Origin of the sequence: Halobaculum magnesiiphilum (assembly GCF_019823105.1) — an archaeon.
Classification (GTDB): Archaea; Halobacteriota; Halobacteria; order Halobacteriales; family Haloferacaceae; genus Halobaculum; species Halobaculum magnesiiphilum.
In genome coordinates this window covers 1795794-1814461 of the sequence record NZ_CP081958.1, presented here as the reverse complement: position 1 = coordinate 1814461, position 18668 = coordinate 1795794, and the positions used below count along the sequence as shown (strand labels likewise).

The 18668-nt window shown below is 71.2% G+C and carries 22 protein-coding genes; 15 read left to right on the top strand and 7 right to left on the bottom strand.

Features of this window, described 5'->3' with window-relative positions:
- Nucleotides 1-55: 55 nt before the first annotated feature.
- Entirely contained in the window at nt 56-907 is an 852-nt protein-coding gene (locus tag K6T50_RS09150) for a formate/nitrite transporter family protein (RefSeq protein ID WP_321170102.1), read from the top strand.
- A 33-nt stretch (nt 908-940) separates the two neighbouring features.
- On the opposite strand, the gene K6T50_RS09145 is transcribed toward K6T50_RS09150, so the two are convergent.
- The 3 genes from K6T50_RS09145 to K6T50_RS09135 all read right to left on the bottom strand — a co-directional run bounded on the left by K6T50_RS09145 (nt 941) and on the right by K6T50_RS09135 (nt 5137).
- Entirely contained in the window at nt 941-2230 is a 1290-nt protein-coding gene (locus K6T50_RS09145; RefSeq protein ID WP_222606311.1) for an adenosylhomocysteinase, read from the bottom strand.
- Nucleotides 2231-2605: 375 nt separating this feature from the next.
- Nucleotides 2606-3907 carry an amidohydrolase gene (locus tag K6T50_RS09140; protein ID WP_222606310.1) on the bottom strand — a complete coding sequence of 434 codons (1302 nt, stop codon included), beginning with the start codon at nt 3905-3907 and terminating at the stop codon, nt 2606-2608.
- A 72-nt stretch (nt 3908-3979) separates the two neighbouring features.
- Nucleotides 3980-5137, bottom strand: a complete 1158-nt coding sequence (locus K6T50_RS09135) for a nucleoside recognition protein (protein WP_225935293.1) — start codon at nt 5135-5137, stop codon at nt 3980-3982.
- A gap of 131 nt (nt 5138-5268) precedes the next feature.
- Between K6T50_RS09135 and K6T50_RS09130 the strand changes: the two genes are divergently transcribed.
- Nucleotides 5269-5757 (top strand): hypothetical protein, encoded by a 489-nt coding sequence (locus tag K6T50_RS09130; protein WP_222606309.1) that lies wholly within the window; start codon nt 5269-5271, stop codon nt 5755-5757.
- 59 nt (nt 5758-5816) lie between these two features.
- Here the strand turns inward: K6T50_RS09130 and K6T50_RS09125 are convergent, their stop codons facing one another.
- A complete protein-coding gene (locus K6T50_RS09125) occupies nt 5817-6455 on the bottom strand; it encodes a hypothetical protein (protein ID WP_222606308.1) in 639 nt (212 codons plus the stop codon).
- Between the two features lie 104 nt (nt 6456-6559).
- On the opposite strand from K6T50_RS09125, the gene K6T50_RS09120 reads away from it, so the two are divergent.
- The 6 genes from K6T50_RS09120 to ftsY all read left to right on the top strand — a co-directional run bounded on the left by K6T50_RS09120 (nt 6560) and on the right by ftsY (nt 9744).
- The gene (locus tag K6T50_RS09120; protein WP_073308560.1) at nt 6560-6712 is read left to right on the top strand and encodes a 50S ribosomal protein L39e; all 153 of its coding nucleotides are present in this window, start codon (nt 6560-6562) and stop codon (nt 6710-6712) included.
- A complete protein-coding gene (locus tag K6T50_RS09115) occupies nt 6713-6988 on the top strand; it encodes a 50S ribosomal protein L31e (protein ID WP_222606307.1) in 276 nt (91 codons plus the stop codon).
- A gap of 4 nt (nt 6989-6992) precedes the next feature.
- Nucleotides 6993-7658 (top strand): translation initiation factor IF-6, encoded by a 666-nt coding sequence (locus tag K6T50_RS09110; protein ID WP_222606306.1) that lies wholly within the window; start codon nt 6993-6995, stop codon nt 7656-7658.
- 329 nt (nt 7659-7987) lie between these two features.
- Entirely contained in the window at nt 7988-8164 is a 177-nt protein-coding gene (rpl18a, locus tag K6T50_RS09105) for a 50S ribosomal protein L18Ae (protein ID WP_222606305.1), read from the top strand.
- The gene (gene pfdA, locus K6T50_RS09100) at nt 8161-8643 is read left to right on the top strand and encodes a prefoldin subunit alpha (RefSeq protein ID WP_222606304.1); all 483 of its coding nucleotides are present in this window, start codon (nt 8161-8163) and stop codon (nt 8641-8643) included. Before rpl18a ends, pfdA begins: the two co-directional genes overlap by 4 nt.
- A gap of 3 nt (nt 8644-8646) precedes the next feature.
- Entirely contained in the window at nt 8647-9744 is a 1098-nt protein-coding gene (gene ftsY, locus K6T50_RS09095; protein WP_222606303.1) for a signal recognition particle-docking protein FtsY, read from the top strand.
- Between the two features lie 105 nt (nt 9745-9849).
- Here the strand turns inward: ftsY and K6T50_RS09090 are convergent, their stop codons facing one another.
- Nucleotides 9850-10860: a THUMP domain-containing protein gene (locus K6T50_RS09090; RefSeq protein WP_222608871.1), complete on the bottom strand. Its 1011-nt coding sequence runs from the start codon at nt 10858-10860 to the stop codon at nt 9850-9852.
- Between the two features lie 148 nt (nt 10861-11008).
- Here K6T50_RS09090 and K6T50_RS09085 point away from each other — a divergent pair, with 148 nt between their 5' ends.
- From K6T50_RS09085 to K6T50_RS09070, 4 genes are all read left to right on the top strand, one after another.
- Nucleotides 11009-11569 carry a TATA-box-binding protein gene (locus K6T50_RS09085; RefSeq protein WP_222606302.1) on the top strand — a complete coding sequence of 187 codons (561 nt, stop codon included), beginning with the start codon at nt 11009-11011 and terminating at the stop codon, nt 11567-11569.
- Between the two features lies 1 nt (nt 11570).
- Nucleotides 11571-11924 carry a DUF7473 family protein gene (locus tag K6T50_RS09080; protein ID WP_222606301.1) on the top strand — a complete coding sequence of 118 codons (354 nt, stop codon included), beginning with the start codon at nt 11571-11573 and terminating at the stop codon, nt 11922-11924.
- Nucleotides 11921-12886: a CPBP family intramembrane glutamic endopeptidase gene (locus K6T50_RS09075; RefSeq protein WP_222606300.1), complete on the top strand. Its 966-nt coding sequence runs from the start codon at nt 11921-11923 to the stop codon at nt 12884-12886. The genes K6T50_RS09080 and K6T50_RS09075 overlap by 4 nt, the downstream gene beginning before the upstream one ends.
- Nucleotides 12887-13003: 117 nt before the next feature.
- Nucleotides 13004-13411 carry a nuclear transport factor 2 family protein gene (locus tag K6T50_RS09070; protein ID WP_222606299.1) on the top strand — a complete coding sequence of 136 codons (408 nt, stop codon included), beginning with the start codon at nt 13004-13006 and terminating at the stop codon, nt 13409-13411.
- Between the two features lie 92 nt (nt 13412-13503).
- On the opposite strand, the gene hisG is transcribed toward K6T50_RS09070, so the two are convergent.
- Entirely contained in the window at nt 13504-14355 is an 852-nt protein-coding gene (gene hisG / locus K6T50_RS09065; RefSeq protein ID WP_222606298.1) for an ATP phosphoribosyltransferase, read from the bottom strand.
- Between the two features lie 123 nt (nt 14356-14478).
- Between hisG and K6T50_RS09060 the strand changes: the two genes are divergently transcribed.
- Nucleotides 14479-15657 carry a M48 family metalloprotease gene (locus K6T50_RS09060; protein ID WP_222606297.1) on the top strand — a complete coding sequence of 393 codons (1179 nt, stop codon included), beginning with the start codon at nt 14479-14481 and terminating at the stop codon, nt 15655-15657.
- A gap of 28 nt (nt 15658-15685) precedes the next feature.
- Here K6T50_RS09060 and K6T50_RS09055 read toward each other — a convergent pair whose 3' ends face one another.
- Entirely contained in the window at nt 15686-16342 is a 657-nt protein-coding gene (locus K6T50_RS09055) for a LysE family translocator (protein ID WP_225935292.1), read from the bottom strand.
- Nucleotides 16343-16768: 426 nt separating this feature from the next.
- On the opposite strand from K6T50_RS09055, the gene K6T50_RS09050 reads away from it, so the two are divergent.
- Together K6T50_RS09050 and K6T50_RS09045 are read left to right on the top strand one after the other, a co-directional pair.
- Nucleotides 16769-18160 (top strand): signal recognition particle protein Srp54, encoded by a 1392-nt coding sequence (locus tag K6T50_RS09050; RefSeq protein ID WP_222606295.1) that lies wholly within the window; start codon nt 16769-16771, stop codon nt 18158-18160.
- 93 nt (nt 18161-18253) lie between these two features.
- Entirely contained in the window at nt 18254-18574 is a 321-nt protein-coding gene (locus K6T50_RS09045; protein ID WP_222606294.1) for a cupin domain-containing protein, read from the top strand.
- The last annotated feature ends 94 nt before the right edge of the window (nt 18575-18668 follow it).

Sequence of the window (18668 nt, the reverse complement as noted above, 5' to 3'; positions counted from 1 at the left end):
CCGGATACTGGTCCACGTGCGGATATTAATCCGCACGGACGCCGAACCGTGGGGCGTGTCAGAGGAGACGCGAGTCCCCGACGACGAGACCGGGTCCACCCGCGGAACGCGCAGCGAGGGCGACGACCAGGCCTCGAACGTCACCGTCATCGAGCGGCTGATGCAGTCGGCCACCGACGAGATGGAGCGTCCGGCGCCGGCGCTGTTCCTCTCGGCCGTCTCCGCCGGACTCGACATCGGCTTCGGGCCGCTGTTGGTCGCGGTCGTGACGACGCTGACGGTGGCGGGGGGCGACCCGGTGGTCCACCGCCTGTACGTCGGCGCGGCGTACTCGGTGGGGTTCGTGTTCGTCGTCCTCGGCGGCTCGGAACTGTTCACCGAACACACCTCCCTCGCCGTCGTTCCCGTGCTCGACGACCGCGCCGGCCTCGGCGACCTCGGGCGGCTCTGGTCGCTCGTGTACGCCGGCAACGTCGTCGGCGGGGTCGCCTTCGCCGTCTTCGTCGTCTGGTTCGCGCCCGCCTACGGCCTCGCGAGCACCGATTCGTTCGCCGAACTCGCCGAGCCCTTCCTCGACCAGCCGACGGCGGTCCTGTTCGCGGGGGCCGTGCTCACGGGGTGGCTGATGGGACTGCTCGCGTGGCTGGTGGCGGCCGCCGACTCCACCATCGCCCGCGTCGTGTTCGTCGTGCTCGTCACCGGGGGCATCGGCTTCGCGCACCTCCCGCACTCGATCGCCGGCAACGTCGAGGTGCTGGCGGCGACGCTGGTCGACCCGGCTATCGGGGTCCCCGAGTACCTCCGGTTCATTGCGCTTTCGACCCTCGGCAACGCCGTCGGCGGCGCGGTCTTCGTCGCCCTGCTCAAGTACGGCTTCGTCCTCGGAACCGTCGAGGGCGAGCCGTGACCGCCCGCGGGGACTGGAGGTCGATCCGCGTGCTCAGGTCCCGTGCTGCCACGAGCCCATGTACTCGCGCTGCTCGTCGCTGAGGTCGTCGAACGCGACGCCCTCGGCCGCGAGCTTCACCTCGGCGACCTCGCGGTCGAGGTCGTCGGGCACCTCGTGGACGCCGGCGTCGTAGGCGTCGCCGTTCTCGACGAGTTCGCGCACGCAGACGGCCTGCACGCCGAACGACTGGTCCATGACCTCGACCGGGTGGCCGAGCGCGAGGGGCGCCGCGAGGTTGACGAGGCGGCCCTCCGCGAGCACGTTCAGCCGGCGGCCGTCGGCCATCTCGTAGGCCTCGACGCCGTCGCGGGCCTCGTAGCGGTCGACCGCGAGGTCGTCGAGCTCGTCTAGGTTGATCTCCACGTCGAAGTGGCCGGCGTTGGCGAGGAGGACGCCGTCCTGCATGACCCGGAAGTGCTCCTCGGTGATCACGTCGCGGTTGCCCGTCGTCGTGACGAACACGTCGCCCTCCTTGGCGGCCTCCGCCATCGGCAGCACGTCGTAGCCCTCCATGTGGGCTTCGAGGGCCTTCCGGGAGTCGACCTCGCAGACGATGACGTTCGCGTTCTGGCCGGCGGCCTTCTTCGCGACGCCCTTGCCGCAGTACCCGAAGCCGGCGACGACGACGTCCTTGCCGGCAAAGGAGAGGTTCGTCGTCATCGCGATGGTCGCGAGCGACGACTCGCCGGTGCCGTGGACGTTGTCGAACAGGCGCTTCATCGGCGTGTCGTTGACGGCGAAGACGGGGTAGTGAAGCTCGCCGTCTGCGTCCATCGCGCGCAGGCGGTGGACGCCGGTGGTGGTCTCCTCGGCGCCGCCGACGATGGAGTCGATGAGCTCGGGGTAGTCCTCGTGGATGGCCGCGACCATGTCCATCCCGTCGTCCACCGTGATCGTCGGCTCGTGGGCGATGACGGACTCGATGGCGGCGTAGTAGTCCTCGTCGCCGACGCCGCGGACGGCGTAGGAGGTGATGTTCTCGTGGGCGTCCAGCGCCGCGCTCACGTCGTCGTGGGTGGAGAGCGGGTTGCAGCCGGTGATGGCGACCTCCGCGCCGCCGTCGGCGAGCAGCTCGACGAGGTTCGCGGTCTTCGCCTCGACGTGCATCGCCATGCCGATCGTCTGGCCGGCGAAGGGGTTCGTGTCGGTGAACTCCTCGCGGAGGTGGTTCAGGATGGGCATGTGCTGGAGCGCCCAGTCCATCTTGCGGCGGCCCTCCTCGCGTGCGGAGTCGGGGTCGTCGAGGTGGTCCGTGACGGGTGCGTACGACTGTGTACTCATTATGATCGGTGGTGGCGTGCGTGCGGTTTAATCCCGCCGGATGCGGGTTGGTTCGATCGGTCGGTTGTGAACGTCGGAGGAGCCGAGGGTGAGCACGCCTCGGGGAAGGAGTGCTCGAAAGCCCCCGCGGGTGTGCGGTCGGTGCGACCGCTGCGCTCCTCGCTCGGCCTTCTGCCTCGCTGCGGTGCTTGTCGGTTCGCGTCTTCCCGCACACCCGCGGCCCCTTTCAGTCCCACCCGACCGCACAGCACCGCCGCCACCTCCTCCCCATCCGATTCGCTCGTCGCTCACTCCGTTCGCTCCTCACTCATCCCTCGCGCGCGTCCGGCGGGCACAAAGGCCCGCCGGCACGCGCCACCGCAAGGCAGGTCGCTCTTACTCCTCGGCGCGCGCGACGAGCGCCTCCGCGTGCTCCTGAGCCCGCTCGCGCACGTCGTTCTCGTCGAAGGCGAGCACCTCGCGGTCGCGCATCAACACCTCGCCGTCACACACCGTGTGCCGAACGTCGCTGCCGCGGGTGGCGTACGCGAGGTGCGAGACGAGGTCGTGTTCGGGCGTGAGGTGGACCGATTCGAGGTCGACCACCGCGAGGTCGGCGTTCGCGCCCGCCTCGATCCGCCCGGAGTCGAACCCGAGCGCCTCGGCGCCGCCCGCGGTCGCCATCCGCACGGCGGTCTCGGCGTCGACCGCGGCGGCGTCGTCCGCGGCGAGCTTGCCGATCATCGCGGCGTCGCGCAGCTCGTCGAAGAGGTCGAGGTCGTTGTTCGAGGCCGCGCCGTCGGTGCCGAGCGCGACGGTCACGCCCGCGTCGAGCATGTCCTGGACGGGCGCCATCCCGGAGGCGAGCTTCATGTTCGAGGCCGGGCAGTGGACGACGCTGGTGTCGCGCTCGGCGAGCGTCTCGATCTCGTCGTCGTCGAGGTGGACGCCGTGGGCGACGAAGGTGTCCTCGGCGAGCAGGCCGAGATCGGCGGCGTACTCGGTCGGCCGGACGCCCGCCTCGGCATCGATCTCCTCGATGTACGTTTCGGTCTCGTTCAGGTGGAAATGCAGCGGGACGCCCGCCTCGCGGACCCTCGGGACGAACTCCTCGAAGTACTCGGTGCCGACGGTGTGGGGCGCGTGGGGCATCACCGCCGTCCGGACCCGGCCGTCGGCGGCGCCGTCGTACTCCTCGGCGACGGCGACCGACTCGGCGAAGTCCTCGCGCGCGGCCGGCTCGTCCTTACCGACGGTGACGACGCCGTGGCCGACGCGGGCGCGGAGGCCGGCCTCGCGGACCGCCTCGACGACCTCGCCGACGTGGAAGTACATGTCCGCGAACGCGGTGGTGCCGCTCCGGATCAGCTCGACGGCCGCCAGCCGGGTACCCACGCCTACGTCCGCGGGCGTCAACTCCGCCTCCGCGGGCCAGATGTCCTCCTGCAGCCAGTCCTCGAGGTTCTTGTCGTCGGCGTAGCCGCGCAGGAGCGTCATCGTCGCGTGGCCGTGGGCGTTCACGAGCCCGGGCATCACGAGCGAGTCCGTCGCGTCGAGCGTCCGGTCGGCGTCGCCCGCGAGGTCGGGGGCCACCTCGAGGATCTCGCCCGCGTCGGCGTCGATGAGCACGTCCGCGCGGACCACGTCGAACTCGGGCGTGAGGACGCGCCCGTCGGTGACGGCGAGTGTGTCGGTCATGCCCGTGGGTGGCGCTCGGCGGCTACTCAATCCGTCGGGTTCGTCCTCGCGCGACCCCTCCCCCCGCCCCGCTCACAGCAGGAACACCGCCAGCGCGACCGAGATGAACGCGATCTTCAGCCCGGTGTTCACCGCGATCACCTTCGAGCCGAACTCGGGGCCCCAGATCCCGTACTGGAACGGGATCGACCGCTTGAACGTCGAGAACGCGAAGGAGACGATCCCGCCGATCAACATCCCGGCGACGGCCTGCTCGGGCGTCAGCGTCGACCCGATCAGCGGCGCGAACGCCGCCACGCCCGCGGTCGTGTCGAAGACGAACACGAGGATCGCGGGGACGACCGCCGCCGGGAGCCCGGCCACCTCCGCCAGCGGCCCCGCGACCTCCGAGAGCGCCCGGAGGTCGACGCGGGCGACCAGCACCGTGACGAGCACGTACACGAACGCGAGCCGCGGGACGATCCGCCGGAGCGTCGACCACGTCGAGTCGGCCGCCGACTCGGCCCGCTCGCGCATCGACGCCCCCTCGTCCGTTTCGCCGGGCGTCGCGTCCGCCGGTCGGTCCGCTTCCCCATCCGCCGCCTCGCCGGACGCCCCGCCGTCTGCCGCCTCGCCGTCGTCCGCCCCGCCCTCTGCCGTCCCGCCGTCGGTCGCCTCCCGGAGCGTCTCGGTGTCCGGCTCCGGGTCCGATTCCGGTCGGCTCCCCGCCTCCCCGCGCAGGAGGAGCGCGCCGGCGAGCACGCCCGTCAGGGTGATCCCGAGCGCGATGGCGCCGCGCGTGCCGACGTACAGCACGCCCGTCTCGCGGCCGAGGATCGGGATGACGACGGGGACGTAGAACGTGAACAGGTGCTGCACGAAGCCGAAGAACGTGTTGATGACGACGGCGACCATCGTCGCCCGGTCCGACAGCCGACCGGACTCGCGGAAGTCCGCGAGCATGCCGTACCCCGCCGTCGTCGACGCCGCGGTCGTGACGATCGCGGTGCCGGCCTCGTCCGGGAGGTTCGCCGGTCCGGTGAGATATCGCGAGAAGCCGGCGATCCGCTCGACGAGGCCGAACTCGACGGCGACGTTCGCGAGGAACACGCCGACGGCGATGAGGACCGCGATGCGGGCGACGCGGGCCAGCGCGTCGGCGACGAGCGGGAGGAGATCCGCGAGGACCGGGACGGGATCCGCGAGAACCGTGACGGAATCCGCGAGGAGCACGACGCCGACGGAGCCCATGGTCGCACTCCGGGCGCGGTCGGTAAGCCGGTTTCGCCGTTCCGTTTCGTTCCCTCACTTGTCCCCTCGACGCCGGCGTTCCACCGAACCGGGCGGCGGATTTATCTTGTCGGCCGAAAAATCGGGTGCGAATGCGCGGTCGAGGGCGAACGAGGACGACGGTTCGCTACCGGGTGAGCGAGCCGGCGCTGACGGGACTCACCGTCGGCGCCGTCGTCGTTCCCGCGCCGCTGTTCGCCGCCGCCGTCGCGGTCGACGGCTGGACCGCCGGGCTCGTCGGGCTCGCGGCGACGATCGGCGTCGGGCTGTATGCGGCCCTCGCGGCCGCGGGGGACGACGACGGCGGACTCTCCGCCGACGGCGACCCGGTCCGGCGGGCGGGCCTGGCCGGCGGCGGGGCGTTCCTCGCCGGCGCGCTCCCGTCGCTGGTGGTGCTCGCGGAGACGCGCTGGGGGTTCCCGCTCGCGGTCGGGATCGTCGCCGCCGAGTTGGCGGTCGTCGGGGGCCTCCGTGTCCAGTTGGTCGGCGGCGACGTGCTGGAGACGGCCGTGCGTGTCGCGCTCGGCGGCGCGCTCGCGGCCGCCGTGGGCGCCGGGGTGGGGTCGCTCGCGGGGCTGTGACTGACGGCTTCCCCGCCGGGTCGCTCCGCTACCGACGGCTCTCCCGCCGGCTCCCCCGCCTACCGAACTTCCTCCACGCGCACGTCGTCGATGTAGTGGGTGGCGTCCGCCTCCCAGACGACCGCGACGCCCACCGAGAGGTGTAGCTCGTCCGGAACCTCGCTCGGTTGCCACTCGAACCGGTACTCGTCCCACCCCTCGACGCGGTGGAGCGGCTGCCTCAGTCCCCCCACCGCGGTCGGCGACTCGGGCGTCGTGACCGTCTCCGGCGGCGGGAAGTCCTCCTCGGTCTCGGGCGGCTCGGGGCCGATCCGGACGGCGAGGTTCCGGAGGACGTTGAAGCTCTCCGACTCGCTCCAGGCGTGCACCGACACCCGGAGCACGTCGGCGTCCACCTCGCTGGTGTCGATCGGGCGGGTCAGCCATGCGATCCCGTCGTCGTAGTCGCCCTCGGTGAACACCTCGACGCTGCGGGCGCCGCCGTTCGCCCGCTCCGTCGACGGCGAGATCGACCACTCGAACTCGTCGAGGGGCACCTCCGGCCCGATCGCGGCGTCGGTGGTCCACGCGTCGATCCCGTCCTCGAAGGAGTCGGAAAGCGGGGGCGAGGGACGACGGCCGACGACGCAGCCGGCGAGCGTTCCCAGTCCCGTGGCGGCGAGACCGCCGGCCGCGCGGAGCGCATCGCGTCTGTGCACGCTCACGTCGTGTCTGGTTGAGGACAAAAACTCGCCGGCCTCCGGGACGGGAGCGACCCGGATGGACAGGGTTTTCCCTTCCCGAAGCAAAACTGCCGGATACCATGACCAAGAAATCCAAGGCCAAGAAGAAGCGCCTTGCCAAGCTGGAGCGGCAGAACAGCCGCGTTCCGGCGTGGGTGATGATGAAGACCGACATGGAAGTGACCCGCAACCCGAAGCGACGCCACTGGCGGCGCTCGGACACCGACGAGTAAATGAGCGCCAACGACTTCGAGGAGCGCGTCGTCACGGTCCCGCTCCGCGAGGCGAAGCAGGCGCCGGCCCAGGAGCGCGGCGACCGGGCGATGTCGCTCGTCCGCGAGCACCTGGCGAAACACTTCTCGGTCGACGAGGGCGACGTCCGCCTCGACCCCGCGGTCAACGAGACCGTCTGGGAGCGCGGGCGCCAGAAGCCGCCGAGTTCGGTACGCCTGCGCGCGGCCCGCTTCGACGAGGACGGCGACATCGTCGTCGAGGCGGAGCCGGCCTAAGGGCGTGCTTCGGGTTTCGTTCGCCGGGTCGTCGTACGTCGGAGTCTACGCGCACGCCGCCAGCGACTGCCTCGTCGTGCGGCCCGACGTCGAGGACGACCTCGCCGACCGGCTCGAAAGCGAGTTCGGCGTCGAGGTCCTGACCACGACGGTCGGCGGTTCCGGCACGGTGGGCTCGCTGGTCGCGGGCAACGAGAACGGAACGCTCGTGTCCCGACAGGCGACCGACCGCGAGATCGACGCGATCCGCGAGGCGACCGGCGACCCAGTCGAACGCCTCCCCGGGAAGCTGAACGCCGCAGGCAACGTCGTGCTCGCGAACGACTACGGCGCGTACGTCCACCCCGATCTCACAGACGAGGCGGTCGACGTGGTCGCCGACGTGCTCGACGTGCCGACGAAGCGCGGCTCGCTCGGCGGCGTCAACACCGTCGGCACCGCCGCGGTCGCCAACAACACCGGCGTCCTCTGTCACCCGCACAGCGAGGAGCCGGAGCTGGAGGCGCTGGAGGAGCACCTCGACGTGTACGCCGACCTGGGCACCGTCAACTACGGCGCCCCGCTGGTCGGCTCGGGGCTGCTCGCCAACGACGACGGGTACGCCGTCGGCGAGGACACGACGGGGCCCGAGTTGGGTCGGATCGACGACACGCTCGGGTTCATCGAGTAGAGCGTCGCCGAACGGAGTGAGGCGACGACAAACGGCGGAGAGGTGTTCGCGACCGAGCGGAGCGAGGTCGCGAGGCCCGAGCCGCCCATGAAGGAAGCGAGGCTGACCGAAGGGGGCCTCGGACAACGGCGTTCACAAATCGCTCCGCGATTTGTGAGCTCACGAGACCGCCGGTCTCGTGAACGGCGAGCTTGTGAGCGAGCCGCCCATCAACGAAGCGAGGCCCGGACGACCGGCCGATCCGACGTTCGCCGTCGCCGCGGCCGTCGACCTGGCTAAGGGGTCCGAGTCGGAAGGTACTTCCCGCTCCCGAGCGGTTTTTCGGGCACATGAGCCAGTTCACTGTTAGCGGCGAGTTCCAGACCCGAGACGGGATGCAGGCGTTCACCCGCTCGCTCGACGCGGTCAACGAGAACGTGGCGCGCGAGCACGTCCTCTCGAAGTTCGGCGCCGAGCACAACCTGAACCGCACCCAGATCGAGATCGGCGAGGTGGTCGCCGAATGAGCCTCGGTGGTGGCGGCGGTCCCGGCCAGCAGCAGATGCAGCAGATCTCCCAGGAGATCCAGGCGATCGAGGCGGAGATCGAGGAGCTGGAGGAGGAGATCGACGACCTCCGGCAGGAGCAGCGCGACATCGACGACGCCATCGACGCCGTCGGCCAGATCGAAACCGGCTCGACGGTTCAGGTGCCGCTGGGCGGCGGCGCGTACGTCCGCGCCGAGGTCCAGGACCTCGACGAGATCGTCGTGAGCCTCGGCGGCGACTACGCCGCCGAACTGGAGGAGGGCGACGCCGTGGAGGCCCTCGAGGGGCGCAAGGACGCACTCGACGACCAGATCGACACCGTCAGCGACGAGAAGGCCGACCTCGAGGCCGAGAGCCAGCAGCTCGAACAGCAGGCCCAGCAGATGCAACAGCAGATGCAGCAACAGCAGATGCAGCAGATGCAGCAGATGGCCGACGAGGACGACGGGGACGAGTAAGGAATGTTCGACGGCCTGAAGGACAAGCTCTCCTCGTTCCGCGAGGACGCCGCCGAGGAAGTCGAGGAGAAGGCCGAGGAGGCCGACGCCGAAGCCGCCGAGGTCGACGCCGCGGCGGACATCGACGCGGACGCGACCGCCGAGGCGGCCCCCGACGAGGCAGCCTCGACCGACCCCGCCGAGGGCGAGCCGGCCGACGACGAGTCCGCCGGCCCCGGGCGCCTCAAGCGCGCGGCGGCGTTCGCGACCGGGAAGGTCATCATCGAGGAGGAGGACCTCGAGGAGCCCCTTCAGGACCTGGAACTCGCGCTGTTGTCCAGCGACGTGGAGATGAGCGTCGCCGACCGCATCCTCGAGACCGTCCGCGAGAAGATGCTCGGCGAGACGCGCGCGCAGGTGCAGACGACCGACCAGCTCGTCACCGAGGCGCTCCACGACGCGCTGCTGGACGTGATCAGCGTCGGGCAGTTCGACTTCGAGGAGCGGATCGCCGAGGCGGACAAGCCCGTCACGGTCGTGTTCACCGGCGTCAACGGCGTCGGGAAGACCACGACCATCGCGAAGCTCTCCGAGTGGCTCGACGAGCGCGGCTACTCGTCGGTGCTGGCGAACGGCGACACCTACCGCGCGGGCGCGAACGAGCAGATCCGCGAGCACGCCGAGGCGCTCGACCGGAAGCTCATCGCCCACGAGCAGGGCGGCGACCCGGCGGCCGTCATCTACGACGGCGTCGAGTACGCCGAGGCCAACGACATCGACGTGGTGCTCGGCGACACCGCCGGCCGCCTCCACACCAGCAACGACCTGATGGCGCAACTGGAGAAGATCGACCGCGTCGTGGACCCCGACATGACGCTGTTCGTCGACGAGGCGGTCGCCGGCCAGGACGCCGTCAAGCGCGCCCAGGAGTTCGACGACGCCGCGGCGATCGACGGCTCGGTCCTCACGAAGGCCGACGCCGACTCCTCCGGCGGCGCCGCCATCTCCATCGCGTACGTCACGGGCAAGCCGATCCTCTTCCTCGGCGTCGGGCAGGGGTACGACGACCTGCGGCGGTTCGACCCCGAAGAACTGGTCGACGAACTGCTCGCCGAGGAGTAGTCGCTCGCCGCGAAGTAGCGCGTCGTTTTCCGGTCGCCTTCGTTCAGTTCAAGAGAGCGATCACCGCTGTCACGGGAACGCCGTCCCCGGCGGCAGGCCCGCCCGCTACGCCCGGTCCAGCACGTGCACGTGTCGGACGAGACTGCGGTGGACCCGCCGCCGGAAGGAGTCGGTGACGCGCCAGCCGGCGTCGACTGCGGCATCGCGCCATGACCGGTCCGCGACCAGCACGCCCCGCGGCGCGACCCGTGCCGCCTCCGCGAGCGCGTCGCCGACGAGGTCGTCGAGGCTGTGGCGCGCGATCTTCGACTGGCGACCGTAGGGCGCGTCGAACACGACCCCGTCGGCGGCGTCGTCGCGAAGTGCGAGCGCGGTGGCGTCGCCTCGGATCACGTCGAACCCGCCGGGCGAAGGGCCGAGCGTCGCGGGCGCCGCGGGCGACCCTGCCCCGTCGAGGTAGTGCGCGAGGTTCTCGCGGGCGCCGCGGACCATCTTCGCCTGGGCGTCGTTGCCGACGACGTCGCTGCCGACGAGCCCCGCCTCGATGAGCACGCCGCCGGTCCCGCACATCGGGTCGACGAGCCGGGTTCCGGGGCCCGCCCCCGCGAGGTTCGCGTACGCGCGGGCGTCCATCGGCGCCATGCTTCCCGGCTGGAAGAACGGCCGATCCGTGGGCCGGCGTGCGGAGAAGTCGCGGACGGACTCGGCGACGACCCACCCGACCAGACAGGTATCGTCGGCGAACAGCACGCGGAGGGTGTGGTCGGGATCGTCGAGGTCAACGTCGAAGCCGCGCACGACGAGCGCGCTCCCGCACTCGCGTTCGACCTCGCTCGTCGAGACGGCGGGGCTGTCGCGGAGCGCGCGCGCGCGAACGGCGACCGTGCCCTCCCGCCCGATGCTCGCGGCCTCGACGACCGCGCGGGCGCTTCGCGGGTCGGCGTCCGTCCGCCCGAGCAGGTCGAGCGCACGTCTGGTGTACGCCAGCCCGCGCACGCGCTCGGGGTCGACCGCGTCGGCGACCGCCAGTCCCGGGGCGACGCGTTCGATCCCGGTCGCGGCGGCGACCCCCGCCTCCAGCGCCGCGAACCGGTCCTCGTCGCCGACGAACTCCAACCCGTACACGGACGGACGTGCGGCGGCGCGGCGCTTGAACGCACGGGTTCGGGCCGGCGCCGAGGGCGGCGCCGACTCCCGCGGAGTGAATCCGCATGGGGGCACGGCGGTAGTACTTTATTCATTTAAACCGTCGGTTCCAACGAGAATGCCTGATCCCACGAAGTCGATCAACATCGAGAACGTCGTCGCGTCGACGGGGATCGAGCAGGAGTTGGACCTCCAGACGGTCGCCATGGATCTCGAGGGGGCTGACTACGACCCCGAGCAGTTTCCCGGGCTGGTGTACCGGACGACCGACCCGAAGAGCGCCGCGCTCATCTTCCGCTCGGGCAAGATCGTCTGCACTGGCGCCAAGAGCACCGACGCCGTCCACGAGGCGCTCCACATGGTGTTCGACGAGCTGCGCGCGCTGGATATCCCGATCGAGGAGGACCCCGAGATCACCGTCCAGAACATCGTCACCTCCGCAGATCTGGGGAAGGATCTGAACCTGAACGCGATCGCGATCGGGCTCGGCCTGGAGAACATCGAGTACGAGCCCGAGCAGTTCCCCGGCCTCGTCTACCGCATCGACGAGCCCGACGTCGTGGCCCTGTTGTTCGGCTCCGGCAAGCTCGTCATCACCGGCGGGACGGAGCCCGCCGACGCCGAGGCGGCCGTTCGGGTCATTTCCGACCGGCTCTCGGAGCTGGGGCTGCTCGGGTAGCGTGCTGCTGCAACAGTCCTCGCTCGGCGTCCTCGCCGGGTTCCTCCTCATCGCGGTGCTGTCGACGCTGTTGGCGAACACGGCCGCCTACTTCGTCCTCGGCGACGAGGCCGAGCTCAGGCAGGCGGTCCCGCCGGGCGTCGCGATGGCGCTCGTCGGCCTGTCGGCGGCCGTGTTGCCGACGGCCGGCGTCATCGCCATCGCGCTCGTCGTCGACTTCGTCGTCGTGCGCCTCGCGTACGGGCTGGACCGTCGCGGCACCGCGATGATCACCGCGATGCACTACGCGTTGACCGTCCTGGCGGCCATCGGGATCCAACAGATCCTCGCGATCTACCAGACTGCTCCCGGATGACCGGGGTCGTCGACGCCGTCCGGTCGGCCGTCTGGAACGCCGCCGAGCGCCGCCCGCGCGCGCCGATCCGACTCGCGGCCGCCCTCGTCGTGATCGTCGTCGCGCTCGTCGCCGGCGGGGTCGCCGCCGGCGTCCTCGGCCTTCCGGTCCCGCTGTCGACCGTCCTTCCGATGCTCGCGGTGGCAGGGGCGACGCTGCTGGCGGCTCGGTACGTCGATATCCGCACGGTCGCCGATCTGGGACTGCGCCGCGAGCCCGGCTGGCTCGCGGACCTGGGCGCCGGGCTCGCGCTCGGGGTCGCACTCCAGACGGTCGTCGCCGGCGTCGGTCTCGCCGCCGGGTGGTTCCGCGTCGCCGACACGCTCGTCGGCACCGCGGCCGGCTTCGGCTCCGTCCTCCTGGTGTTCCTCGTCGTGGGCTTCTACGAGGAGCTCGTCTCCCGCGGGCTCCTGCTGGTCAACGTCGCCGAGGGACTCCGCTTCGCGGGCGAGCGCGTGGCCGTCGGGGGCGCGTTGGCCGTCTCGGCGGCCGTCTTCGGCCTGCTGCACGCGGCCAACCCGGGCGCCTCACTCGCCTCGACCGTCGGGATCACCCTCGCGGGGGCGTTCCTCGGCGTCGGGTTCGTGCTCACCGGGCGGCTGTCGTTCCCGGTGGGCGTCCACGTCTCCTGGAACGCCGCGCAGGGGTTGCTGTACGGCTTCCCCGTCAGCGGGCTCGGCATCGACGCCGCCGTCGTCGACCTCGAATCGACCGGGCCGGCGCTCGTGACCGGGGGGTCGTTCGGCCCCGAGGCGGGACTGCTCGGGGTGGGCGCGATCGTGCTCGGGATCGCCGCGACGGTCGCGTGGGTGCGCTACCGCGAGGGCGACGGGCGCGGGATCGGCGTCGGCCTAGACCCGCGGATCGGGTCGCCGACGCTGCGGTGGCGAACGGAGAGGAATCGGGAGGAAGGCTCGAAGTGAAAACCCGGACTTTTCCGCCGTTTCCGTCCGTGACTCGACGATCCGGCCGCATCGTGTGCGCATCTGGCAACTCCTCTATTTACCCTCACGAGACGTACACGATCGTTGGTGAAAGAAATGGCGAGCACAGCGGCCAGAACCAACCTGGAGATCGTCCAGGAGATGTACAGCGCGTTCAACGACGGCGACGTGGAGACGGTGCTCGGGCACATGGACCCGGACATCGAGTGGACCGAACCCGAAGGCTCGCGGTACGCCGGCACCTATCGCGGCCCCGACGCGATCACGGAGCACGTGTTCGCGCCGGTAATGGAGGACATGGAACCGTTCGCGGCCGTCCCGGAGCGGTACGTCGACGGCGGCGACACGATCGTCGTCCTCGGCACCGACCGCGGGACGGTCCGCTCGTCGGGCGAGTCGCTCGAAGCGCCGTTCGCACACGTGTGTGACTTCCGGGACGGGCGGCTGGTCAAGTTCGTCGACTACACCGACACCGCCGCCTGGCAACAGGCGATCGGCGCGTAGTGTCGCCGGTCCGGTCGCTGCGGCGGTCGGTGACTACAGCGGAGAGACGGTGACTGCTGCGGCGAGACGGTGACTGATTTTCGGGCGGAGCGCTACTCGACGAGTCGCTCGATCTCGGTGACGAGGATGTCGCTGGCGCCGACGCGCTTCAGCTCGTCGATGACCTCGAACACCGCGCGCTCGTCGACGACCGCGTGGACGGCGACGTGTTCGGTCTCGCCGTCGGCCACGTCCATCACCGTCGGGCCGCCCATGCCGGGGAGCACCTCCTTCACGTCCGCGAGCGCCTCGCGCGGCGCGTTCATCATCAGGTAGCGCTTGTCCTCGGCGGCGGTCACCGACTCGAAGGCCGTCCGCACCTGCCCGACCTTGTCGTCGTCGGCCACGTCGGGACGGGCGAACAGCCGGACCGAGGAGGCGAGCACCTCGTCGACGACCGCGAGGCGGTTCACCTGGAGGGTGGTGCCCGTGGAGGTGATGTCGACGATGGCGTCGGCCATGTCGACGTGCGGGGTGAGCTCGGTCGCGCCCGTCACCTCGACGACCTCGCAGTCGATCCCCTTCCGGTCGAAGTACTCCCGGGTGATCCGCGGGAACTCGGTGGCGACGGTCAAGCCGGAAACGTCCTCGGGGTCGGCGATGTCGCCGTCCTCGGGCGCCGCGAGCACGAGCCGGCAGCGGCCGTAGCCCAGATCGAGCAGGTCGACGAGGTCGTGACCCGACTCCCTGGCCTGATCGAGTCCGGTGATCCCCACGTCGGCGGCGCCGTCGGCGACGTACTCCGGGATGTCGGCGGCGCGCGCGAACAGCACGGACACGTCCGGGTCGACCGTGTCGGCGTACAGCTGCCGGTCGGCGGTGTTCTCGATGTGCAGGCCGGCGCGTTCGAGCAGGTCGATCGTCGGCTCGTGCAGGCGGCCCTTGTTGGGCACGGCGATGCGCATGGCCGTGGTGACGGCGCCGCCGTCCTTGAGTCCGTCGGGGGCGGTGCGCGACCGTCGCCGAGACTGCTCCCGGGATCCCGGCGGTTCGGCACGGTTTTCACCCGCGCGACGGGATCGCCGCGCATGGTCCCGCTTCAGTCCGCAGTCGCGTCCTCCACGCCCGATCTCGGCCCGCCGGTCGTCTTCTGGGTGCTCCTCTGTCTGCTCGGGGCGGTCGTCGGCGCCGTCGGCAGCGCCCTCGCGCGTCGACTCTCGAACCCCGTCGGGAAGTACCGCTTGCTGTACGTCGGCGCCGTCCTTCCGCTCGGGGTGCTGGCGTACGGCCTCCTGTCGATCCTCGATCTGGGCGCGGCCGTCCGTGCGGCGCTCGTCGGCGGATCGACCGGCACCGTCGCCGTCGACGTGTTCCTCTCGGAGTTCCTGACGATGTCTGCGGCCGGCACCGTCGCGCTCGTCGCGTACGCGCCGACGGTGCGCGGGGTCCGCGCCGTCCGCGACATCGACCTCGGGACGGGCCGCGCGGTCGCACTGATGGCCCGGTGGTTGCTGGGCGCGAGCGGCGTGTTCGCGCTCGCGTTCACGCCGTTCCGGGTCGGTGTCGGGTCAGGCGCCTCGATAGTCGCCGTCGCGGCCGGGCTCGTCGCGCTCGTGGTCGGGGTGCTCGCGGCGTCGCCCTGGATCGTCGGCGCGCTCCGGTCGACGCGAAAGCCGACCGACGACGACGCCGCCCGGATCGACCGCCTCCGCGAGCGCGCCGGGGTCGGTTCGGGGCTCGTCGACGAGGTTCGCGTGCTCGACACCGACGACGAGGAGACCGCGAACGCGTTCGTCCGCGGGATCGGCCCGACCCGGCGGCTGTTCGTGACGAGCACGTTCCTCGACGCCCTCGACGACGAGACCGCCGCGGCGCTGCTCGCGGTGCAGGCCGGACGCGTCCGCTCGCGGGCGCTGTCGCGTCGAATGGGCGCGGTGATCGGCGCGGCCGTCCCGCTTCTGGCCGCGTTCTCCGGTTCCAGCGGTCCGAACGGCCCGCTCGTCGCCGTCGCCGGCGTCGCGCTCGCCGGGGGGCTGTGGTACGCGCGCCGGGGAATCGTCGCGGCCGACGACCGCGCGGCCGAATCGGTCGGCGCCGACGCCGTCGCCGACGCGCTGGAGCGGTACGCCGAGGTGCACGCCATGGAGCCGTCGCGTCGGCGGGTACCGAACCCGCTCTCGGCGAACGTCGCGCTGGGAGACCGGATCGACCGCCTCCGCGAGCGTGCCCGGGAGGGCGGGGAGGCAGCGGACGCCCCGAACGCGTAGTCGGGGTCGCGTCCCCGGAGGCGACGACTCACACGACCCGCACGATCAGCGCCGCCGCCAGCGCGACCAGCACCGCCGCAGAGCCGAGCCGGATCGCCCGCGCGGTCCGGCCGGTCGCCACCGCGCCGATCCGGCCCGCGAGCGCGCCGACGGCACCGAGGTACGCGACGGTGAGCAGGGCGTACACGGCCCCGAGCGCGACCATCGTCGTCGGTTCGCCGTCGCCGGCGAATCCGGGGAGGAACGCGAGGAAAAAGAGCGCGACCTTCGGGTTCGCGACGTTGGTCAGGAGGCCGCGACGGAACCCGTCGCTGACGGTCCCGGTTCCGGGCTCCGCGGGGCCGCCGTCGGGTCGAGCGTCAGACGGTCGACCGTCTCGCGGTCTCGACCCGAAACCGTGCCCTTTCGCCGTGTCGATCGCGAGCCACAGGAGGTACGCAGCGCCCGCGAGCGTGACGAGCGTCGCCGCGGCCGGGACCGCGCGGTAGACGGCCGCCAGTCCCAGCGCCGCCGCGGTGGCGTGGATCAGGACGCCGACGGCGACCCCGACGGCCGCGCCGACGCCGGCCGCGCGCGAGGCGAACCCGCGGGTGAGGACGACGAGGGTGTCCTGTCCGGGGACGAGGATCAGCGCGCCCGCGGCGGCGACGTAGGCGGCGAGGGTTGCGGCGTCGAGCCCGAACACGTCACCGGGTTCGCGGTGTCGGGTGAAGTGGTTTCGGTGCGATCCGATCCGACGACAGCCATGGCGCGCGCCGGCGCGGCTCCGTCCGCGCCGGGAGCGCGCGAGGGGCGAGAAGCACAGCGAGGCCGGAGGCCGAGCGAGCATCGCAGTCGGCTGGGGAGGATGAGGTGCGGTGCGGTCGCAGCGGGTGGGACTGAAAGGGGCCGTGGGTTGCGGGAAGCCCGGTCCCGCAAGTACCGGAGGGAGTGAGCCCGGCGAACGACCGAGGAGCGCAGCGTGGGCCGCGCGACCGCACACCCACGGGGGCTTTCGAGGTCGTCGGTACACCGATAGCCGCCTCGAACTCGGTCGAACCGCGAACGCAAACAGTACCGGAACCGTGTAGGGAAGCCTTTACCGCACGGACCGACTACCACGACCAACAAGATGGTACTCGACGATCTGGGGAGCTCCCTCCGGGGCACGATGGACTCGCTCCGCGGGAAGTCCCGTATCGACGAGGACGACGTGCAGGAGGTCGTCAAGCAGATCCAGCGCTCGCTGCTGTCGGCCGACGTGGACGTCGACCTCGTGATGGAGCTGTCGGACAGCATCAAGACCCGCGCGCTGGAGGAGGAACCCCCAGGCGGCACGACCGCCCGCGACCACGTCCTCAAGATCGTCTACGAGGAGATGGTCGACCTCATCGGCGAGTCGACCGAGATCCCGCTGGAGGAGCAGACGATCATGCTCGCCGGTCTCCAGGGCTCCGGGAAGACGACGACGGCCGCCAAGATGGCGTGGTGGTTCTCGAAGAAGGGGCTGCGCCCGGCGGTCATCCAGACCGACACGTTCCGCCCCGGCGCCTACGACCAGGCCAAGCAGATGTCCGAGAACGCCGAGGTGGAGTTCTACGGCGACCCGGACAACGACGACCCCGTCGACATCGCCCGGGAGGGGCTGGAGGCCACGGCGGACGCCGACGTGCGCATCGTCGACACCGCCGGTCGCCACGCGCTGGAGGACGATCTCATCGAGGAGATCGAGCAGATCGACGACGCGGTCGACCCGGACCGCTCGCTGCTCGTGCTCGACGCCGCGATCGGCCAGGGCGCCAAAGAGCAGGCCCGGCAGTTCGAGGAGTCGATCGGCATCGACGGCGTCGTGATCACGAAGCTCGACGGGACCGCGAAGGGCGGCGGGGCGCTGACGGCCGTCAACGAGACCGGTTCCTCCATCGCGTTCCTCGGCGCCGGGGAAACGGTGCAGGACATCGAGCGCTTCGAGCCCAACGGCTTCATCTCGCGGCTGCTCGGGATGGGCGACCTCAAGCAGCTCTCCGAGCGCGTCGAGCGCGCGATGGAGGAGACGCAGGAGGAGGACGACTGGGACCCCGAGGACATGATGGAGGGGGAATTCACCCTCAAGGACATGCGCAACCAGATGAAGGCGATGGACCGCATGGGGCCCCTCGACCAGGTGCTCGACATGATCCCCGGCATGGGCGGCGGGATCATGGACCAGCTCCCCGACGACGCGATGGACGTGACCCAGGAGCGCATGCGCTCGTTCGAGATCGCGATGGACTCGATGACCGAGGAGGAGCTGGAGAACCCCGCGGTCATCAAGAGCGACCGGCTGGAGCGGATCGCCCGCGGCTCCGGCGTTCCGAAGGAGCGCATCGAGGAGCTGCTCGAACAGCACAGCATGATGAAGCGCACGATGGACCAGTTCGGCAACATGGGCGACGGCGACATGCAGCGCATGATGAAGAAGCTGCAACAGCAGGGCGGCGGCGGTGGCGGCGGCGGCATGGGCGGGATGGGTCCGTTCGGGTGAACCGACGCAACCGGCGGGCGCCACCGGCGCCGCGATTCGTGCGCGGCTGGAACCGCCGACAGCTAGATGGGCGTTTCGCCGGTTCGACCGATCGTGAGCTACGCCACCGTCAACTACCGCGATGTCGAGCCGGCCGCGGGCGCGATGCACTTCCTGCGCGACCCGCTGGAGTGTGAGCACCTCGGCGTCACCGTCGTCGACTGTGACCCCGGGTGGACCGGGAAGGAACACGACCACGCCGAGCGCGACCACGAGGAGGTGTACCTCCTCGTCGAGGGCGCCGCGACGGTCGCCGTCGACGGGGAAGAGGTCGAGCTGGAGCCCGGCGACGCCGTCCGGATCTCCCCGGACGCGACCCGGCAGATCCGCAACGGCGACGCCGAGAGTACGCTGGTACTCGCCGGCGCACCGTAGAGCGAACGCGAACGCGAGCGGGGGCGCGGACGCAGCCTCCGGCGAACCGTCCCGAACGGCCGCTTCCGCGCGCCTTTTGACCCCGACAGCCGTC